The sequence below is a fragment of the Paenibacillus sp. Y412MC10 genome (assembly GCF_000024685.1).
In the GTDB taxonomy this organism is placed as follows: Bacteria; Bacillota; Bacilli; order Paenibacillales; family Paenibacillaceae; genus Paenibacillus_AQ; species Paenibacillus_AQ lautus_A.
Genome location: NC_013406.1, coordinates 2,503,276 through 2,520,417 on the forward strand (window position 1 = coordinate 2,503,276; position 17,142 = coordinate 2,520,417).

Sequence of the window (17,142 nt, forward strand, 5' to 3'; positions counted from 1 at the left end):
AATTTGTAGTAGGGGTGATGGAATGGAAATCGAGGGTTTTGTTATTCATCATACCGTGTGCGCGCAGGAACCGCGGAACTGGGATTTTAAGATCCATCCGGACGGCTCCGTGTCCGCTTCTTCCGTGCTGGTCCAACCGGGGCAGATCCACATCTGTCTGGAGGGCGACTTCAATGCCAGCTACGAGTCGATGACGCTGGACCAGAAAACGCAGCTGTTTACCGCCAGCAAAATCATTTTGGAGCTGTCCAGACTCCATGATATTTCCCCGCTGTACTTATTTCCCCACTCCGACTCCTGCCCAGGGGCACATTTTCCATGGAACGCGCTTGTGATTTATCCTGTCGATGGTTATCATTAGGAATGAGGTGACCTAACGAACATGGAGAGATTACAGAAAATTATGGCACAGGCCGGAGTCGCTTCCCGCCGAAAGTGCGAGGAATTGATTCTTGAAGGCAAGGTGCAGGTAAACGGGGAGACCGTTACCGAGCTCGGCACGAAGGCCGATCCAGCCCAGGATATCATTACGGTTTCAGGCAAACCGATTAAGAATGAAAAAAAGGTATATGTCATGCTGAATAAGCCGAAGGGAGTCATTACAAGCGCTTCCGATCCCGAAGGCCGTAAAATTGTATCGGATTATCTCAAAGGCATTAAAGAGCGGGTATACCCGATTGGACGTTTGGACTACGATACGGAGGGGCTTTTGCTCCTGACCAACGACGGGGAGTTTGCCAATCTGCTCAGCCACCCCAAATACCATGTGCCCAAGACTTATTTGGCTACCGTGAAAGGGGTGCCCCACGGCACCGAGCTGGACAAGCTTCGTCAAGGGATTATGCTGGAAGACGGCATGACGTCTCCCGCGGAAGTGGAATATAAGGACGTGGATCCGGACAATAAACAATCCGTTATTTCGATCACGATTCATGAAGGCCGCAACCGTCAAGTGAGAAGGATGTTCGAAGCGATTTCCCATCCGGTATTGAGATTGAAGCGGATATCTTACGGGGATCTGCTGCTGCAAAATTTAAAGCGGGGCTTGTACCGCCATTTGACGGCGGACGAAATCAACCAGCTCCTGCAGATGGCGAAAGCCGCAAAGCCGGGCGGGAAACCGAAGAAAAAACGTTAAACCCGACACATAATATTCAAAATGGCGAGCGGCGTTTATGACAAATTTCGTTATAATTGTTCATAGGATGTTCACACCCGTAGTATGCGATATGATGAATGTCATAGAAAGGAAGCTGCTGCTTTATGGGCAAATCTAAGAAAAGCGTACAAATTGTTATTCTGCTTGCCATCATCCTGATCGGAGTGTACGCCGTTGCAACCGTTGTATTCGGCTCTGATGAGGTTCCCAAAGTAGGGCAAAAGGCAGCGGATTTCGAACTTCTAGGCATGGATGGCAACGTACATACCATGAGTGAATACGAAGGCAAGGCCAGGGTTATTAATTTCTGGGGCACCTACTGTCCGCCGTGCGTGCGGGAAATGCCGGCACTTCAAGCCCAGTGGGAAAAATGGAGCAGCCAGGGCGTTGAGATTATCGGAATCAATGTGGGCGAGAACAAAATGACGGTAGAGAATTTTGTTGCTCAAACCGGCGTGAAATTCCCCATCCTGATGGATCCCAAGCGGAACGCTGTTGCCAGCTTCGGGGTTGGGCCGATGCCAACCACCTTTTTTGTTACGGCCTCCGGCAAGATTGACCATATTCGCATAGGCGAACTGGATTTGAACACCCTTGACAAACAAATTGAACAGTTGGTGAATGCGAAATGAGTCAAGGTTCCAAGCCTTTGATCCAGAATACGAAGTGTGATTGCGGTCACCAGAATCCAACGGGGACGGTCCTCTGCGAGGCTTGCGGCAAGCCGCTGACCGAGGAAGCGGAGGCCCAGCCGATTCTGGAAATGCGGTATGACGGCGTTGCCCGTCGATCGCAGAAAGAAAATCCCGGTATTATCGATCGGGTATGGAATTTCTTCTCTTCGGTAAAAGTAGCAATATATCTCATATTGCTAACCTTGATCGGCTCCTCGCTGGGGACTATCTTTCCGCAGGAGAGCACATTCCTTAACATTGACCCCTCTGTCTACTACAAAGAGGAGTACGGACAGCTGGGGCATATTTATTACTTGCTCGGGCTGTCACATACATATACGTCTTGGTGGTTCGTTCTGCTGCTCGTCATGATCGGCGCATCGCTTGTCATTTGCAGTCTTGACCGTGTCCTGCCGCTCTACAAAGCGCTCAGCAGACAACGGATTCCGAAGCATATGTCCTTCCTTACCCGCCAGAAGGTGGTATACCAAGGACAAGTCCAAGAGGACGGGGCCGACTGGGTTGAGCGGATTAAGCCGATCATTAAGAAAAAGGGCTATCGCGTTCGAACGGACGGCGGGACGCTTCTGGCAGAGAAGCAGCGGTTCAGCCGCTGGGGCCCCTATGTTCTTCATATCGGCCTGATTATCTTCCTTCTCGCTGTTTTGGGACGGAACCTGCCGGGACTGCATATGGACGAGCATATGGCCTTTCCTCAGGATGAGCCGGTGCACATCAAGAACACCAGCTACTATTTATTGAACGACGGCTTTAAGGTTGAATTCTATACCGAGGACGATATGCCTGAAGAATTCAAAGGCAAGAACAAGGTGCTGCCGAAGGAATTCCAAACCCAGGCCATCCTGTATATGTGCGAGGCCAATTGCGACGATCTCGATAAAGAGCCTCAGCTCGTGGAATTGACGCGCCATAACATCGAGGTGAACCATCCGCTCAATTACAAAGGGTTAAAGGCTTATCAATTCGATTATGATCTGACCCCGATTCTCCGTACGGTTTCGCCGGTGCTGATTGATAGCAAGAGCGGTAAGGAATACGGCAAAATCACGCTGTCCATCAACGATCCCCAAAGAGAGTATCAGGCAGGGGAATATACGTTAACGCTTACACAGTCCTTTACCGATTTTGGGCTGGGCGATAACGGCAAGCCGGTCAACCTGTCACCTAACCCGAATGCGCCTGCATTCTTATTTCTGATTAAGGGGCCTGATTTGCCGAAGGAAGGCGTTCAGTACTTCTACTTCCCTAAACAGATCGATAAGGAACGTTTCAATCAGGAAGCGATCAATGCGCAGCTGGCGGGTGGGGAAGCACTCGTAAAACTGGATGTGCTCAGCATGGATGATGTGGACTTTTCGGAATCGACGACTTATCTGAATATTCGTGTGGATAAAGCCATGCCGTTCATTTGGGTTGGTTGTTTCATCGGTATGATCGGCCTGGTCATGGGCTTTTATTTCACCCATCGCCGGATCTGGCTGCGTATTGATAACGGAACGCTGACGCTGGGCGCGCATACGAACAAGAACTGGTTTGGACTTCGCAAGGAGATCTCCGGAATCCTCAAGCAAATGAATATCGAAGTCGATGAAAAGTCATTGGAGAATAACAGGGGGACTAAGCATGAATCTAATTGATTTCAGCGGCGACGCATTTATCGTTGCCTTTACCTTATACTGCGTGGCATTTATCATGTACGCACTTGCCGTCATGGGACGCCGGTTCCGCAAACGCGACCCGGAAGCCCATTTGGCGAAGTGGGGCAAGATCGCATTTGTTACGACAACGATCGGTTTGATCGGACACTTGCTGTACTTCTTTACTAGATGGGCGGGCTCGGGGCATGTGCCGGTCAGCAATATGTATGAGTTCATGTCCTTCTTGTCGATGGCAATCATGATTGCCTTCCTCGTACTTTATTTTATCTACAAAAAATCACTGCTCGGATTGTTTGCACTGCCGCTGGCAATCCTGATCATGGCCTATGCCGCCGTGTTCCCGCAGCAGGTGCAGCCGCTCATTCCTTCGCTTCAGTCCTATTGGCTGGGTATCCACGTTACATTGGCGGCACTGGGGGATGCGTTTTTTGCGGTCGGCTTTATTGCCGGCTTGATGCATCTGCTCCGGACCGTTAACTTTGGCGGAACGGACAAGGGCTCGCGCAGGGAACAGCGCTGGCTTGAGCTCGTCATGTTTGCCATCGTGGTGCTGCTCGGATTTATTTTGTCGGTGTACAGCTTCCGTGCAGGCGGTTATCAGGCGGAGTTTAACCAGACATTGGTTGACCCGAAGACAGAAAATAGTACAATAGTAAAAGTGGAATATAACATGCCTCCGCTAATCGCGCCTTACCAGAGCGAGACCGAGAGCATGCAGTCTTTCTTGGGCATGAAATCCCCGCTCATGGAAGCTCCGTCCTGGATGCACGGCGTGAATGCAGGACGCAAGCTGAATACGGTGGTATGGTCGCTGGTCACCGGGTTGATCCTTTACGGATTGCTCCGCCTGATCCTGCGCAAACCGCTGGCTAAATTCATTCAGCCCGCACTCCATCGACTGGATCCGGATGATCTGGACGAAATCAGTTATCGAGCCATCGCGATCGGCTTCCCTGTATTTACGCTTGGCGGTCTCATCTTCGCCATGATTTGGGCAGAGATTGCATGGGGCCGGTTCTGGGGCTGGGATCCGAAGGAAGTATGGGCGCTTATTACTTGGTTGTTCTACAGCGTGTACCTTCATCTCCGGCTATCGCGCGGCTGGCAGGGTAAATATTCGTCCTGGCTGTCCGTTATCGGCTTTATCGTGGTCATGTTCACGCTGGTCGGCGTCAACTTGATTATCGCGGGTCTGCATTCCTATGCAGGCACCGACTAATGGCAATTGAATAGATGTGAATTAACAATCAGAAGGGCCCTTTCTTAATCAAGAGGGCCACTTCTGATTTTCCCTATAAAAACGAAGGAGTTGGCTGCCAATGTCTGAGCACGGAAATCGCATTCTTGTTGTTGATGATGAGGAACGGATTCGCCGTTTGTTGAAAATGTATCTGGAGAAGGAAGGATATGAAATCGAGGAGGCGGAGGATGGGGAGACCGCTCTTCGCAAAGCAAGCTCGGAGGATTACGGGCTCGTTATTCTGGATGTCATGCTGCCCGGCATGGACGGCGTTGAAGTATGCACTCGCCTTCGTCAGGTAAAGTCTACGCCGATCCTGATGCTGACCGCCAAAGGCGAGGAGATTAACCGGGTCCAGGGATTCGAGGTGGGCGCCGACGATTATGTGGTGAAACCGTTCAGTCCTCGCGAGGTGATCTATCGCGTTAAAGCCATATTGCGCCGTTCGTCCGCCACGGCTTATCTGAGCAAGGAACCGAATCCAAGCAACAGCATCGTATTCCCTCACTTGATCATTGAACACGATGCCCACCGCGTGACGGCCGGCGGGCATGAAATCAGCCTGACGCCGAAGGAGTACGAACTTCTGCACTATTTGGCCTCATCCCCGGACAAAGTGTTCTCGCGGGAAGAGCTGCTGAAGGATGTTTGGAATTACGAGTTTTTTGGCGATCTTCGCACGGTCGATACCCATGTGAAGCGTCTGCGCGAAAAATTGAATAAGGTATCCGCGGAGTCCGCAGCGATGATTACGACCGTATGGGGAGTAGGCTACAAGCTGGAGGTACCGAAGTAACGTGAGTTTTTGGAGATCACTTGTCGGCAAGCTGTGGATTACGATAACCTGTTTGGTCGCGTGCGTACTGCTGACGCTCGGTTTATTCTTGCTCCCTTATATCGATACCACCTTCGCGAATTCGGATGCCATCAAGCGTTTATTTACTTATGTGGCCATTATCGGCTTTTCAATGACCACCTTTTTCGGGTTGTTCCTGCTTACGAAAATTACGCAGCCCATGCAGCAGCTCATTGAGGCAGCCAACGATATCCGTAAAGGGAAATACGGCACGCGGTTGAACCTTGTGACCAGTGATGAGATCGGCGAGCTGGCCAATACGTTTAACCATATGGCAGCGGAGCTGGAAACGAACATCCGCAATTTGAACCACGAGAAGGAGCACCTGTCCAGCGTGCTGAGAAGCATGAGCGACGCCGTGATTACGTTTGACAATCACGGGCAGGTCATCCTGGTGAACCCGCCGGGATTGGAAATCATGAAGACCTGGAAAGGGCTGCAGTGGGACGATGAGCTTCAGGGCGGAGGCTGGGCGGCCGATGTCATGCCAAAACCGCTCAGCGAGCTATATTACGCCACCGTCAACGAAGGCAAGGACCAAAGCGCCGATCTGCATGTGAAGCAGGGAATCTGGTCAGCCCATATGGCCCCCTTGTATTCGGATGACGTGATCCGCGGAGCCGTCGTGGTGTTAAGGGACATAACCGAACAGGTTACATTAGAAAAAATGCGGACGGACTTCATTGCCAACGTGTCGCACGAAATACGGACGCCGCTGTCCATGATGCAGGGTTACAGCGAAGCGCTCCTGGACGGCATGGCAGCTTCACCCGAAGAGAGCAGGGAGCTTATACAGGTCATTCATGAGGAATCCCTGCGGATGGGGCGTCTGGTGAAGGATCTGCTTGATTTGACGCGCATGGAGGCAGGGCATGCCGAGTTATCCCTGCGGGAGATGGATGCAGGCGAATTGTGCGAGCGGGTATTCCGTAAATTTGCGGTTCGTGCCAAAGAGCGGGATATCGATCTTCAGCTGAACAAGCTCCATTCGAATCTTCAGCTCGAAGCGGCGGATGAAGACAAGCTTGAACAGGTGCTGACCAATTTGCTGGATAACGCTTTCCGTCATACGCCTTCAGGCAAGAAAATTCAAATTACGGCAGACCGGATCGCCTTATCGAACACAGAGGCGCTCCAGGTGAAGGTTTGCGACCAGGGTGTCGGCATTCCGCCGGAAGACCTGCCTTTTGTATTCGAACGATTCTACAAGGCCGATAAGGCGCGTGTGCGGGGGGAGACGGTGGGAACCGGCATTGGCCTTGCCATCGTGAAAAATATCGTGACCGCGCACCACGGAACGATCAACGCGACAAGCGAAGTGGGGAAAGGCACCGTGTTTACGATGACGATCCCGACAAAAGCGGCAGAATCCTAGGGAATGCCCGCGCAAAAGACAAAACACGCTCGCAAGGAGCGTGTTTTTTTGTTGAAATAAAGGGGTTAATCTTGTTCTACGTGGAACAATGATTAACCCCTTGGATTAAAGCTTAGCCTAGCGCGATTTGCTGCGCCGTGTTGAGTTCCGACAAGCCGGTAAGCTTGATCAGAACGTCCTTAGGAACGTCTTTATCCACCGTCAGCAGCATGATGGCCTCGCCGCCGATCACTTTACGTCCCACCTGCATGGAGGCGATGTTGACATCGTTCTCGCCGAGCAGGGTTCCGACACGTCCGATAATGCCCGGTTTATCGTTGTGGGAGATCAGAATCAGATGGCCTTCCGGTGAGATATCGACAGGGAATTTATCCAGACGTACGATTCGTTCGCCGTATCCCAGAAGAAGCGTACCCGCAACGATTCGTTCCAGGCCGTTTTGCGTTTTCAGCGTAACGGTAACGAGATTGGTGAAGTCTTTGGTTTTTGGCGTCTGCGACACAACGACATGCAAATCGCGGCTCTTCGCCAAATGCATGGAGTTGACAATGTTCACTTCGCTTCCGAGGTGGCGTTCCAGCACACCTTTCACGATGTAGCGGGTCAGGGCCTGCGTATCGACTTCAGCCAGCTCGCCTGCATAGTCGACGTGAATCTCCTTTACCGCGTGTGCGGTGATCTGGGCCGCTACACTGCCCAATTTCTCGCCGAGCGAGAAGTAAGGCTGCAGCTTGTTCATGACGCTTGCAGCTACAAGCGGGAAGTTGACCGCATTCTTAAACGGCTCGTTGCGCAGGATATGCAGCACTTGCTCGGAAACGTCGATCGCAACGTTCTCCTGGGCTTCAACAGTGGATGCACCCAGATGCGGAGTGACGATAACCTTCGGATGGTTCAGGAACGGATGATCGCTTTCAGGCGGCTCATGTTCGAATACGTCAAATGCGGCTCCGGCTACAATGCCTTCATCGATGGCTTCCACGAGCGCGCGCTCGTCAATGATGCCGCCACGGGCACAGTTCACGATGCGCATGCCGCGTTTCATGACCTCGAATTGCGGTCTGGCGATCATGTGGCGCGTCTCCGGCGTAAGCGGAGTATGAACCGTGATGAAGTCTGCGTTCCGGATAATGTTATCCACGGAGGAAAGCTTCACGCCCAGTTTATCCGCACGTTCTTCCGTCAGGAACGGATCGAAGGCCAGAATGTTCATGCCGAAAGCCTTGGCGCGTTTAGCCACCTCGCTGCCGATCCGTCCCATACCCATAACGCCCAGCGTTTTGTTGCGGAGCTCTACGCCGAGGAAGGATTTGCGATCCCAGGTTCCGCCTACCGTTTTGGCATAAGCTTGAGGGATGTGGCGGGCGAGGGCAATCATCATAGCAAACGTATGCTCTGCCGTCGTAATCGTGTTGCCGTCAGGTGCATTGATAACAACGATCCCGCGCTTTGTTGCCGCTTCAAGATCAATGTTGTCCACGCCTACGCCGGCACGGCCAACCACCTTGAGATTGGTTCCTGCATTCATGATGCGTTCTGTAACGCGCGTCTGACTCCGAACGAGGAGTCCGTCGTATTCACCGATAATGGCAGTGAGCTCGTCTTCGCTAAGCCCGGTTTTTTTGTCTACCTGCACATCGGCGGCGTCCATTAACTGCTGGATCCCCAAATCGCTGATCGGATCCGATACCAATACTTTAAACATGGTTTCTCTTCCTCCTTAAAATCCACTATAAAATGCGGTACTGCAATATTGAATAAGGATTACGCTTAGCGCGCGCTCCGTTATACACCAGAGATTCCGATAAAGCTGCAAGAGGTCTATACAGGTTTGACGCGGTGTCGTGGCAAAGAGACAGGAACATAAAAAACTCTCAATCCGCATACTACCTCCGTAGTAAGGGACGAGAGTTATTCGTGGTGCCACCCTTATTCGCTGCCAAGATGCGGCAGCCTCAAGCGGTCTGTTCAGACCATGATTGGTAACGGATATCATCCGATTTGCGCCTACTCCAAGTTTCAGCGAAATATCTCAGGAACGCTCAAGAATACTTTACGCCACCGATTTGCACCAACCATCGGCTCTCTGAGGACGTTACGGTTTCTCTTTTCCGTCATCGGTTTTCACAGATTAATTTTTTCATAATGTATCATGGCTCTAACATTGTGTCAATAGGTGTTTATTCTGGCCATCCGCCTAGATGTAGGGGAAGAAACGAGGGATAGCCTTGAATGTCATGCCGTTAATTTGCTATGATGCATATGCCCGCCTATGATTAAATTATACTTATATTACTGTGGTTGTACACGAAGATATCTTAAAAATCAAGATGAAAGACAGGCCCATCTTCTATGAAAAAATTTAAAATACGCGTTAAAAGAATCGAAGCCCACCAGCTGAACGATCGGCTGCTGCTCATCAATCTGTATCTTACGCAAGCGTTGACGCTTATCGTCGGTTTGATCTGGATTTTGTTTCAGAACCGGAATCCGTTCGGATTATTTGTTTTTCCGAAGGAAATCGAGTTTGTTTATTGGGGTCTCGGACTTGCCGCAGCGATGCTGGCAGTGGACTTTGTATTGTCCCGGTTTGTGTCGGAGGATAGCATGGACGACGGCGGGATCAATGAAATGCTGTTCAGGAAAAGGCCGGTTTGGCATATATTCGTTATCGCCCTGATCGTGTCCATCTGCGAGGAATTATTGTTTCGCGGAGCGATACAGCATGCGTTCGGACCGTATTGGACAAGCATCTTGTTCGCGCTGATCCATGTCCGATATTTAAAGCATTGGCTGCCGACTGGATGGGTTTTCTTGAGCAGTTACGGTCTGGGCTACGTCTATATACAAACGGGTACCATTTGGGCGCCAATTCTGTGCCATTTTCTGATAGATTTCATATCGGGAATGTTGATACGGTTTCGGAGGAAAGAGGAACATGAACGAGCTTAGCAGAATGCAACGGCATCAGGGCCGAAATAAAGGCCGGAAGAACAAGTCATCGGCTCAATCCGAAAAAAGAGCGGCGGAAAAGCCGCTGCAAGCAGAAGGGAATCGGAGTCGATCTAAATCCCAAGCGCCCGCAAGCACTGCGGTACCGAAGACGCGGGGCGGCAGCGCGGCGAATGGATTAAGCCGGTCCAGATCGACAAGGTCAAACCAGAATCCGATAGAGGAAGAGGTTTCGGCGCCTAAACGAACGAATACATATTCCTCCTATCGCGTAAGAATGAGCAAGTGGTTTGTGAACTCATTAATTGTCATCTTCATATTGTTAATGGTAGGTCTTCTGTGGTGGGGACTTATCGGAGCGCCTCCATTAAGGGAATTGTTAAAGGAGATATTATGAGTGTGTTGATGTGGATAGCGGGTGCTGCGGCACTCGGTGTAGGCGCAATCGGCTGGATGAGGGCTGAAGCCCGGGGCTATCGCCAGCGTGAAGAGGAAGTGGTATCCGAGCGTATTCCGCGGTCGTTTGACGGGTTTCGGATGCTGTTCATCACCGACATACATCGCAGACAACTGTCTGAAGAGAAGCTATTATCCAATATCTCATCGGTGGATTGCGTGCTCCTGGGCGGAGATATTACCGAAAAAGGGGTGCCCTTTGAGCGGTTGAGGCATAACATGTCGGTTCTGGCCCGCCTCGCTCCCGTGTATGCCGTACTGGGAAATCACGACCTGTATGCAGGCAAGGACGCCGTTCGCAAGGTATTGCGGGAGAGCGGGGTCATTCTGCTGAATGACAAGACCGTCACGTTGAAGCGGGATGGCGAGTGTCTTGTCCTTAGCGGAGTTAGGCAGCCGGCAAGCAGGAAACATCCGTATACGAAATTCCGGGGAAATGCAGCGGAAGACCAGTATCACATTATTCTGGTGCACGATCCGATATGGCTCAAAGGCAAGGAAGAAACGCACGGGGATCTCCTGCTGGCAGGCCATACCCATGGAGGACAGATTGTGCTGCCGATTGCCGGAGCGGTTCGTCTGGAGCGCTTTTACAAGAAGTTTAAATCCGGATGGTATACGCTGCCGAGGAAGGCAAGCGAGTCTGTCCACTCCTCCAGGCTGCTGATCAGCCGGGGGTTCGGCACTTCCCATATTCCGCTGCGCTTGAAATGTCCGGCGGAATATCATGTGATTACATTACGTAAAAAACCTTAATTCGATCGTCGGATGTTTGACGGCAGAATTAAGGTTTTTCCGGTTCTTCGGGTTATCTTATTTTAGGCTCGATCCATTGCGGATCCACGAATCCATACCCTTTGGCCTCGAGCTTGGTCAGCAAAGTGTCCAGGGCCTCGACGGTCCACGGAAGCTCATGCATCAGAATATTGCTGCCGGGATGAAGCTGCTCGAGCACGTTGCTCACAACGGCATCGGGTTTGTTTTTGTTTTTGCTTTCCCAATCCAGGGAACCGTTGGACCAAGTCATAAACAGCAGGTCATGCTCCAGTGCGACTTCCTTGACGGTATCTCCGCCGGAGCCGAACGGAGGCCGGAAAAACTTCGGTTCCGCTCCCGTCGCTTCCTTGACGATCTTCTGGACGTCCCCGATCTGTTTCTCGACCTTCTGTTTGCTTTCCTTTTTCAGGTCGATATGATCCCAGGAATGATTGCCGATGATTTGACCGCGGTCATGGATCAGCTTCAGCAGTTCGGGATGCTCCTTCGCGCGGTATCCATTCACGAAGAAAATGGCTTTGGCTTCATGCTTGTCGAGCGTATCGATCATGCGGTTGATCATTTTTTCATCCTTGGGACCGTCGTCAAATGTAAGCAGCACCACCTTTTCGTGTACGGATTCATCGTTTGGTACGATTCGGTACACCTTATTCATGTGGTATTTCGGCTCGGACGGAGCCTCGGCTTCCGGATCCTTGACGGCCTCTTCGGACAGGTCCGGGGAATCCGGGGATTTGCTCGAGCTCGTGCTGGACGGGTCTTCAGACTTGTCCTGTTCGGCCGAAGGATCGGTGTTTTCTTTCGGAGGGGACACCTGCCCGGTGGATTCGTTTTGCTGCGTCGTCTGGGTATTACCGCCTTCCATAGCCGTGCCTTGCTTCTGAGCGGCGCCGTTGCTGCCGCATGCACTGAGCATCAGGCAGCAGGCCAACAGAAGGACTGTTCGTGTTCTAACCATGATTCCATCTCACTTTCCTGTATTTATGTAGCATGAGTTCCTGGCGGTGCGAGAACAATAAACTCGAGTTTATCATAGAAGGAGGTATCATTTGTGAAGACTTCGTCATTTCTATATGGTGTCATTATCGGTGCCGTGGCATCCCGGATGATTTCCCGGAAAAACGGCATGTTCTTCTCCTCGATGATGAAAGACGCGAATCTTGGCCGGTTTGCGAATACCGCGATGAGTAAAATTCAAGGCAACAAGAGCCAGTTTAGCGGCTCGAGCCGAGAAAGCGTGTCTCCCAGTTCAGGCCGACATGATTCCACTCATTCCAATGGAACTGCAGGGGTACAGGCATCGACTCATTCGAAGGCTGCCAACCTGAAGCAGGTCAAGGATTTCATCCGAAACAACCCTGATGTGAAGACCGAAGTCGAACAGATTTTGAAAGAGACCCACACCGTCATACCGGGTTTGTAAACGGCATCAACCTTTTTGAATCATTCTCGGGGAACGGCCTCACGAATCCCTGTGAATGATTCTTTTTTCTTCAGCTACATATTTACGTGCATTTGTGGGTATTAAATGATAAAATCAATTATATAAAACCATTTTTATCACGTCATAATCCAGACATCATAATTTGTTATAAACTTTTGTTTACGTAAGGAGGATCCTGTCATGAAAATAGAGCGTTTGAGTCAAGATAAGATACGGATTTTCCTCACGTTTGACGATCTGAGTGAGCGTGGGATCCAGAAGGAAGAGATGTGGCAGGAAATACCGAAAGTTTATGACCTGTTTACGGAGATGATGGATCAGGCATACAGTGAACTCGGATTTGATGCCACCGGACCTCTTGCCGTTGAGGTGTTTGCACTGCCTGCCCAGGGCATGGTGGTTATTGTGACGAGAGGGAAATACGATCATCATTTCGGCGGCTTGTCCGAAGAAGATATGCCGGACGAGATTTATGAAATGGAAGTAACGCTGGATCAAAGTGATACCATCGTCTATGTTTTTCAGGATTTTGAAGTGCTCATTGAAGCATCGCATATGTTGAAGGACCTTGTAGGCGGAGCGGGCAAGCTCTATCACTATATGGATAAATGGTTTTTGTACTTCGAGCCCGAGGAATTGGATAGCGAGAAGCTGCCGGCTATAATTGCAATGCTGGCCGAGTTCGGCGAATCCTCTTCGGTGACGGAGGCTGTGCTGGAGGAATACGGGAAGAAAGTGATGCCTCAGCAGGCGGTTGAGGTTATCTGTACACACTTCCAGCGTCAGCATTAATCAATGTGGGCGTGCGTGCCGGACTTCAGGCCCGCAACTAACGGAAGGGGAATTTCAGTGCTGGTGTTCTCGATCATTGCGTCAGCTTTGGCGCCGGGACTCGCATTGCTCACGTATTTTTACCTGAAGGACAGGTATGATCAAGAACCCCTGCACATGGTGATCAAAGTGTTCATGCTAGGGGTTCTGATCGTTTTCCCGGTCATGATTTTGCAGCGGGGAATGATACTATGGCTTGGCGACAATCCGGTAGTCAACTCACTGTTCGTTTCGGCGGGCGTTGAGGAATTTTTAAAATGGTTCGTGATGTATCATATTATTTTTAACCATACGGAATTTGACGAGCCTTATGACGGCATACTATATGCAGTGGCGATATCGCTGGGATTTGCTACGGTAGAGAATTTACTTTACGCTTGGTACAGCCAGGCAGCCTTCGGCCCGATGTTCATGCGGGCGCTGCTGCCCGTTTCGGGACACGCAATGTTTGGCGTTATCATGGGATACTACATGGGACATGCGAGGTTCACGGAAGGGAAACGAAGAAGATTCTTCCTAGTGCTGTCCATGGTTCTGCCTTGGATGTGGCATGGTCTTTATGACCTGATTCTGAATTTGCTGATCCACACATGGGTATGGTTTATCGTTCCGCTAATGGTTCTGCTGTGGTATGGCGGCATGGGCAAAATCTCCAGAGCGAACAACCGCTCTCCTTTCCGCTTCATTAAACGGGAGGAAGAGGTTAATACGTAACAAATCAGGGCACACTTCATTCTATAGACCTTGGCTGACAGCCAGGGAATCATAGAAAGGGAGGTGCCTTTTTTGCGTGTAAAAGTGAAAATTCTTTGCAAGGATTGCGGTGAGCGATTCGTATTGCGCGGAAAGAAGGAGCAGGGCCGGATCGAAACCGGATTTAAGCAGTGCCTGTGCAACAACCGGGATCACTTCGATATTGAGGAAGATTTCTAATTGATGAAGGAATGATCCAGGGATGCATAAGACTTCTTTCTTCTAGTCAAACTAACGGCAGTGAGTAGAAGAAAGGAGACTATCGCATCATGTACAAACGATTAAGCGCTATTCTGTTTCCTGTAGCCACCATATTATTGATCGGGGCTCTGGTTTGGGGATATCAAGAAAATAAAGAAAAGAACGCCATATTGATTAACGCCGAGAACCAGTACCAACGGGCTTTCCATGATTTGTCGTACAATATGGACAGGATTCATGCCGAGCTCGGCAATACGCTTGCGGTCAGCTCGACTTCCCAAGGGATGCACCGGAAGGGGCTGATGAATGTATGGCGCCTGACCAGCGAGGCCCAGAACGAAATCAGCCAACTGCCGCTAACGCTGCTTCCTTTCAACAAAACCGAAGAGTTCCTGTCCCGGATATCGAATTTTGCCTACAAGACGGGCGTGCGCGATTTAACGAAGGAGCCGCTTAGCGAAAATGAAGTCAAAACGTTGAAATCGTTATACGCCAACTCCGGCGAAATCACGAAGGATTTGCAGCATGTGCAGAACAAGGTCATCGCTAACAGTCTGCGCTGGATGGACGTAGAAACGGCCTTGGCTACGAATAAAGTCGAAGATAACTCAATTATTGACGGATTCAAAACGGTGGATAAAAAAGTAGAGGCTTACCCTGAGCTTGATTGGGGACCGTCGGTAAGCAGCATTTACGACAGACGTTCCGTGAAGCAGCTGGCAGGCATGCCGGTCTCGGAGGAGGATGTGAAGCGCAAAGCGTTGAAATTCTCCGACACGGGCAATCAAGCCAACGTACAAGTGACGAAGAACGGTAGCGGCACCGAGTGGGTATCCTACACGGCCAAAGTCAAACACCCGAAGGGCCATATGCTCAGCATGGATTTCACCGAAAAAGGCGGCCAGCTGATCTCCTACACGGATGAACGGAATGTCGGAGCGAAGAGAGCATCCGTTCAGGATGCCATCGACAAAGCCCAGCAATTTCTGACGAAAAAAGGCTATTCCGACATGACGGTCGTATCGGCCGACCAATACGATAACCTGGCCAACTTCTCTTTTGTGCGCGAAGAGGACGGCGTGCTGATTTATCCTGAGAAAATCACCGTGCGCTCGGCGATGGATAACGGTGAGGTCATCGGATTTCAGGCGAGCGACTTTGTTTACGAGCACCAGGTGAAGCGCGATATCCCGCAGCCGAAGCTCAGCCTCGCCGAAGCGGAGAAGGTTCTGAACCCTGAATTCAAGGTGCTCTACCACCGCAAGGCCTTAATCAAAAACGACCGTTCCGAAGATGTGCTGTGTTATGAGTTCGGCGGACGCATCAACGGCTCGCAGTACCGGATTTACATTAATGCGGATACGGGCCTGGAAGAAACGGTCGAGGTCGTTAAGGATGCGCAGGCAGGAATTAAATAGCCGTTTCTTGATGTCATATAAGCCGGTTCAGGGATTTCCTGAATCGGCTTTTTTGCTTGCGGAGAACTGCTGCAAAGCAGCCAGTATAGTGTCTAAGGAATACATCTGTATCCCGGGGAAAGACATGAATCGACCGGATTCGAAGATTTTATCCCATGGTCCCGCTCATCCCGTGATATAATGGAAAATAATGATTATGATGAATTAGTGGGTGAGCGCATTGTATCCAAAGATCAACGACGTCCTCTATATCCAGTTGGATACGGGGGATGAGAAGGAAGCCAGCATTGTATACAAATCCCGCATTTCCGACATGGATGACGAATCGATGTATATGGAGGTTCCGCTTCAGGAAGGAACGGGGAGGCTGAAGAAGCTGTATATTGGGGACGAGCTTTCCGCTTATTTTTTGACGGAGGGCGGAGTCAAGAACTTCTTCAATTCCTATGTCCTGAGTCACCATGAAGACGTTATACGCCTGGTTCGCATCAAAAAGCCGGAGCCGGATCAGATCACGAAGGTGCAGAGAAGGAGCTTTCTGAGGGTACAAGCCGAGCTCGAGTTAGCGGTGATGGCCAAAGACGGCACGCGGTTGTTGACCAAAACCGATGATGTCGGCGGAGGAGGGGTATCCTTTTACCTGGAACCCGACAAATCGTTTGCGGAAGGGAGCTTGTTAAGCTGCTGGATCCTTATTCCGTTCAAGAACGGATCGGTGGAGCATGTCCCTTTTGAAGGCGAAGTTGTCAGGGTCAAGCAGCTGCCAGGCAATCGAAGCATCGTCATGCTGAAGTTTAATCAGATCGTAGATATGGAGCGTCAGAAGCTGATTCGTTATTGCTTTGAGCGCCAGTTTGATTTTCGCAACCGTTGATGCATAAAATGGACAAGCCGGTGGCACACTAGCGGAAAATTTTGTGTCGGAAGGAACGTGTGCTTATGTCCCAGGCATCTAACGATCAAAATCAGCTGCGGCGAAAAACTAGGCAGGATCCCATGCCGGGCGATAAAGGACAAGCTCTTAATGACCGATACGGTCAAGTGCTGCTTAAGCTGCTGATAGGGCTCGCATTCGCTTTGGTGATCGTCCAGCTGCTATTGCATTATGAACCAAGCCGGCCCTACCTTTCGCCGATTCAGCAGATGGAGGGCGTTCCCGTTAATGAGCCAAATGTAAACGATTGGATGGGAGAAAACACCCCTTCTCTTTTGCATCGCTCTAGCTAGTGTGGTATAATTTTCACGTCGCAGGCGGGCGCCTGCTTTTTTCTTGAAATATGAGATCGTGCCTTGTTTATCTCGGACTTTCTTGTATATTTTCACTAGA

The 17,142-nt window shown here is 50.6% G+C and carries 19 protein-coding genes and 1 other annotated feature; of the genes, 17 read left to right on the plus strand and 2 right to left on the minus strand.

Annotation, left to right across the window (positions count from 1 at the left end):
* Positions 1-22 precede the first annotated feature (22 nt).
* The 7 genes from GYMC10_RS10820 to GYMC10_RS10850 all read left to right on the plus strand — a co-directional run bounded on the left by GYMC10_RS10820 (position 23) and on the right by GYMC10_RS10850 (position 6,983).
* Positions 23-361, plus strand: a complete 339-nt coding sequence (locus tag GYMC10_RS10820) for a hypothetical protein (protein WP_015734500.1) — start codon at positions 23-25, stop codon at positions 359-361.
* Positions 362-382: 21 nt separating this feature from the next.
* Entirely contained in the window at positions 383-1,138 is a 756-nt protein-coding gene (locus tag GYMC10_RS10825; RefSeq protein WP_009595165.1) for a pseudouridine synthase, read from the plus strand.
* Between the two features lie 125 nt (positions 1,139-1,263).
* The gene (locus GYMC10_RS10830; protein WP_009595122.1) at positions 1,264-1,791 is read left to right on the plus strand and encodes a redoxin domain-containing protein; all 528 of its coding nucleotides are present in this window, start codon (positions 1,264-1,266) and stop codon (positions 1,789-1,791) included.
* Positions 1,788-3,491: a cytochrome c biogenesis protein ResB gene (locus GYMC10_RS10835; protein ID WP_041621967.1), complete on the plus strand. Its 1,704-nt coding sequence runs from the start codon at positions 1,788-1,790 to the stop codon at positions 3,489-3,491. Before GYMC10_RS10830 ends, GYMC10_RS10835 begins: the two co-directional genes overlap by 4 nt.
* Positions 3,478-4,731, plus strand: coding sequence for a c-type cytochrome biogenesis protein CcsB (ccsB, locus tag GYMC10_RS10840; RefSeq protein ID WP_015734502.1), 1,254 nt, complete (start codon positions 3,478-3,480; stop codon positions 4,729-4,731). Before GYMC10_RS10835 ends, ccsB begins: the two co-directional genes overlap by 14 nt.
* 100 nt (positions 4,732-4,831) lie before the next feature.
* Entirely contained in the window at positions 4,832-5,548 is a 717-nt protein-coding gene (locus GYMC10_RS10845; protein WP_009595176.1) for a response regulator transcription factor, read from the plus strand.
* Between the two features lies 1 nt (position 5,549).
* A complete protein-coding gene (locus tag GYMC10_RS10850) occupies positions 5,550-6,983 on the plus strand; it encodes an ATP-binding protein (RefSeq protein WP_015734503.1) in 1,434 nt (477 codons plus the stop codon).
* Positions 6,984-7,095: 112 nt separating this feature from the next.
* Here GYMC10_RS10850 and serA read toward each other — a convergent pair whose 3' ends face one another.
* A complete protein-coding gene (gene serA, locus GYMC10_RS10855) occupies positions 7,096-8,688 on the minus strand; it encodes a phosphoglycerate dehydrogenase (protein ID WP_015734504.1) in 1,593 nt (530 codons plus the stop codon).
* Positions 8,689-8,880: 192 nt separating this feature from the next.
* Positions 8,881-9,110: a binding site (T-box leader), on the minus strand.
* A gap of 225 nt (positions 9,111-9,335) precedes the next feature.
* Between serA and GYMC10_RS10860 the strand changes: the two genes are divergently transcribed.
* Genes GYMC10_RS10860 through GYMC10_RS10870 form a run of 3 tightly spaced genes read left to right on the plus strand, consistent with a single transcriptional unit; the run spans position 9,336 to position 11,147 of the window.
* Positions 9,336-9,935 carry a CPBP family intramembrane glutamic endopeptidase gene (locus GYMC10_RS10860; protein ID WP_015734505.1) on the plus strand — a complete coding sequence of 200 codons (600 nt, stop codon included), beginning with the start codon at positions 9,336-9,338 and terminating at the stop codon, positions 9,933-9,935.
* Positions 9,922-10,332: a hypothetical protein gene (locus GYMC10_RS10865; RefSeq protein WP_015734506.1), complete on the plus strand. Its 411-nt coding sequence runs from the start codon at positions 9,922-9,924 to the stop codon at positions 10,330-10,332. Before GYMC10_RS10860 ends, GYMC10_RS10865 begins: the two co-directional genes overlap by 14 nt.
* The gene (locus GYMC10_RS10870) at positions 10,329-11,147 is read left to right on the plus strand and encodes a metallophosphoesterase (protein ID WP_015734507.1); all 819 of its coding nucleotides are present in this window, start codon (positions 10,329-10,331) and stop codon (positions 11,145-11,147) included. Before GYMC10_RS10865 ends, GYMC10_RS10870 begins: the two co-directional genes overlap by 4 nt.
* 52 nt (positions 11,148-11,199) lie before the next feature.
* Here GYMC10_RS10870 and GYMC10_RS10875 read toward each other — a convergent pair whose 3' ends face one another.
* Complete coding sequence (locus GYMC10_RS10875; RefSeq protein WP_015734508.1) at positions 11,200-12,126, minus strand: polysaccharide deacetylase family protein; 927 nt, start codon at positions 12,124-12,126, stop codon at positions 11,200-11,202.
* A 93-nt stretch (positions 12,127-12,219) separates the two neighbouring features.
* On the opposite strand from GYMC10_RS10875, the gene GYMC10_RS10880 reads away from it, so the two are divergent.
* The 7 genes from GYMC10_RS10880 to GYMC10_RS10905 all read left to right on the plus strand — a co-directional run bounded on the left by GYMC10_RS10880 (position 12,220) and on the right by GYMC10_RS10905 (position 17,042).
* On the plus strand, positions 12,220-12,591 hold the full coding sequence (locus GYMC10_RS10880) for a hypothetical protein (RefSeq protein WP_015734509.1): 372 nt from the start codon (positions 12,220-12,222) through the stop codon (positions 12,589-12,591).
* A gap of 201 nt (positions 12,592-12,792) precedes the next feature.
* On the plus strand, positions 12,793-13,404 hold the full coding sequence (locus GYMC10_RS10885; RefSeq protein ID WP_015734510.1) for a genetic competence negative regulator: 612 nt from the start codon (positions 12,793-12,795) through the stop codon (positions 13,402-13,404).
* Between the two features lie 57 nt (positions 13,405-13,461).
* Positions 13,462-14,157 (plus strand): glutamic-type intramembrane protease PrsW, encoded by a 696-nt coding sequence (prsW, locus tag GYMC10_RS10890; protein ID WP_015734511.1) that lies wholly within the window; start codon positions 13,462-13,464, stop codon positions 14,155-14,157.
* A 72-nt stretch (positions 14,158-14,229) separates the two neighbouring features.
* Positions 14,230-14,376, plus strand: coding sequence for a hypothetical protein (locus GYMC10_RS32510; protein WP_009595221.1), 147 nt, complete (start codon positions 14,230-14,232; stop codon positions 14,374-14,376).
* Positions 14,377-14,465: 89 nt separating this feature from the next.
* Complete coding sequence (gene ypeB, locus GYMC10_RS10895; RefSeq protein WP_015734512.1) at positions 14,466-15,815, plus strand: germination protein YpeB; 1,350 nt, start codon at positions 14,466-14,468, stop codon at positions 15,813-15,815.
* A gap of 211 nt (positions 15,816-16,026) precedes the next feature.
* A complete protein-coding gene (locus GYMC10_RS10900) occupies positions 16,027-16,689 on the plus strand; it encodes a flagellar brake protein (protein WP_015734514.1) in 663 nt (220 codons plus the stop codon).
* A gap of 65 nt (positions 16,690-16,754) precedes the next feature.
* A complete protein-coding gene (locus GYMC10_RS10905; protein WP_015734515.1) occupies positions 16,755-17,042 on the plus strand; it encodes a DUF5359 family protein in 288 nt (95 codons plus the stop codon).
* The last annotated feature ends 100 nt before the right edge of the window (positions 17,043-17,142 follow it).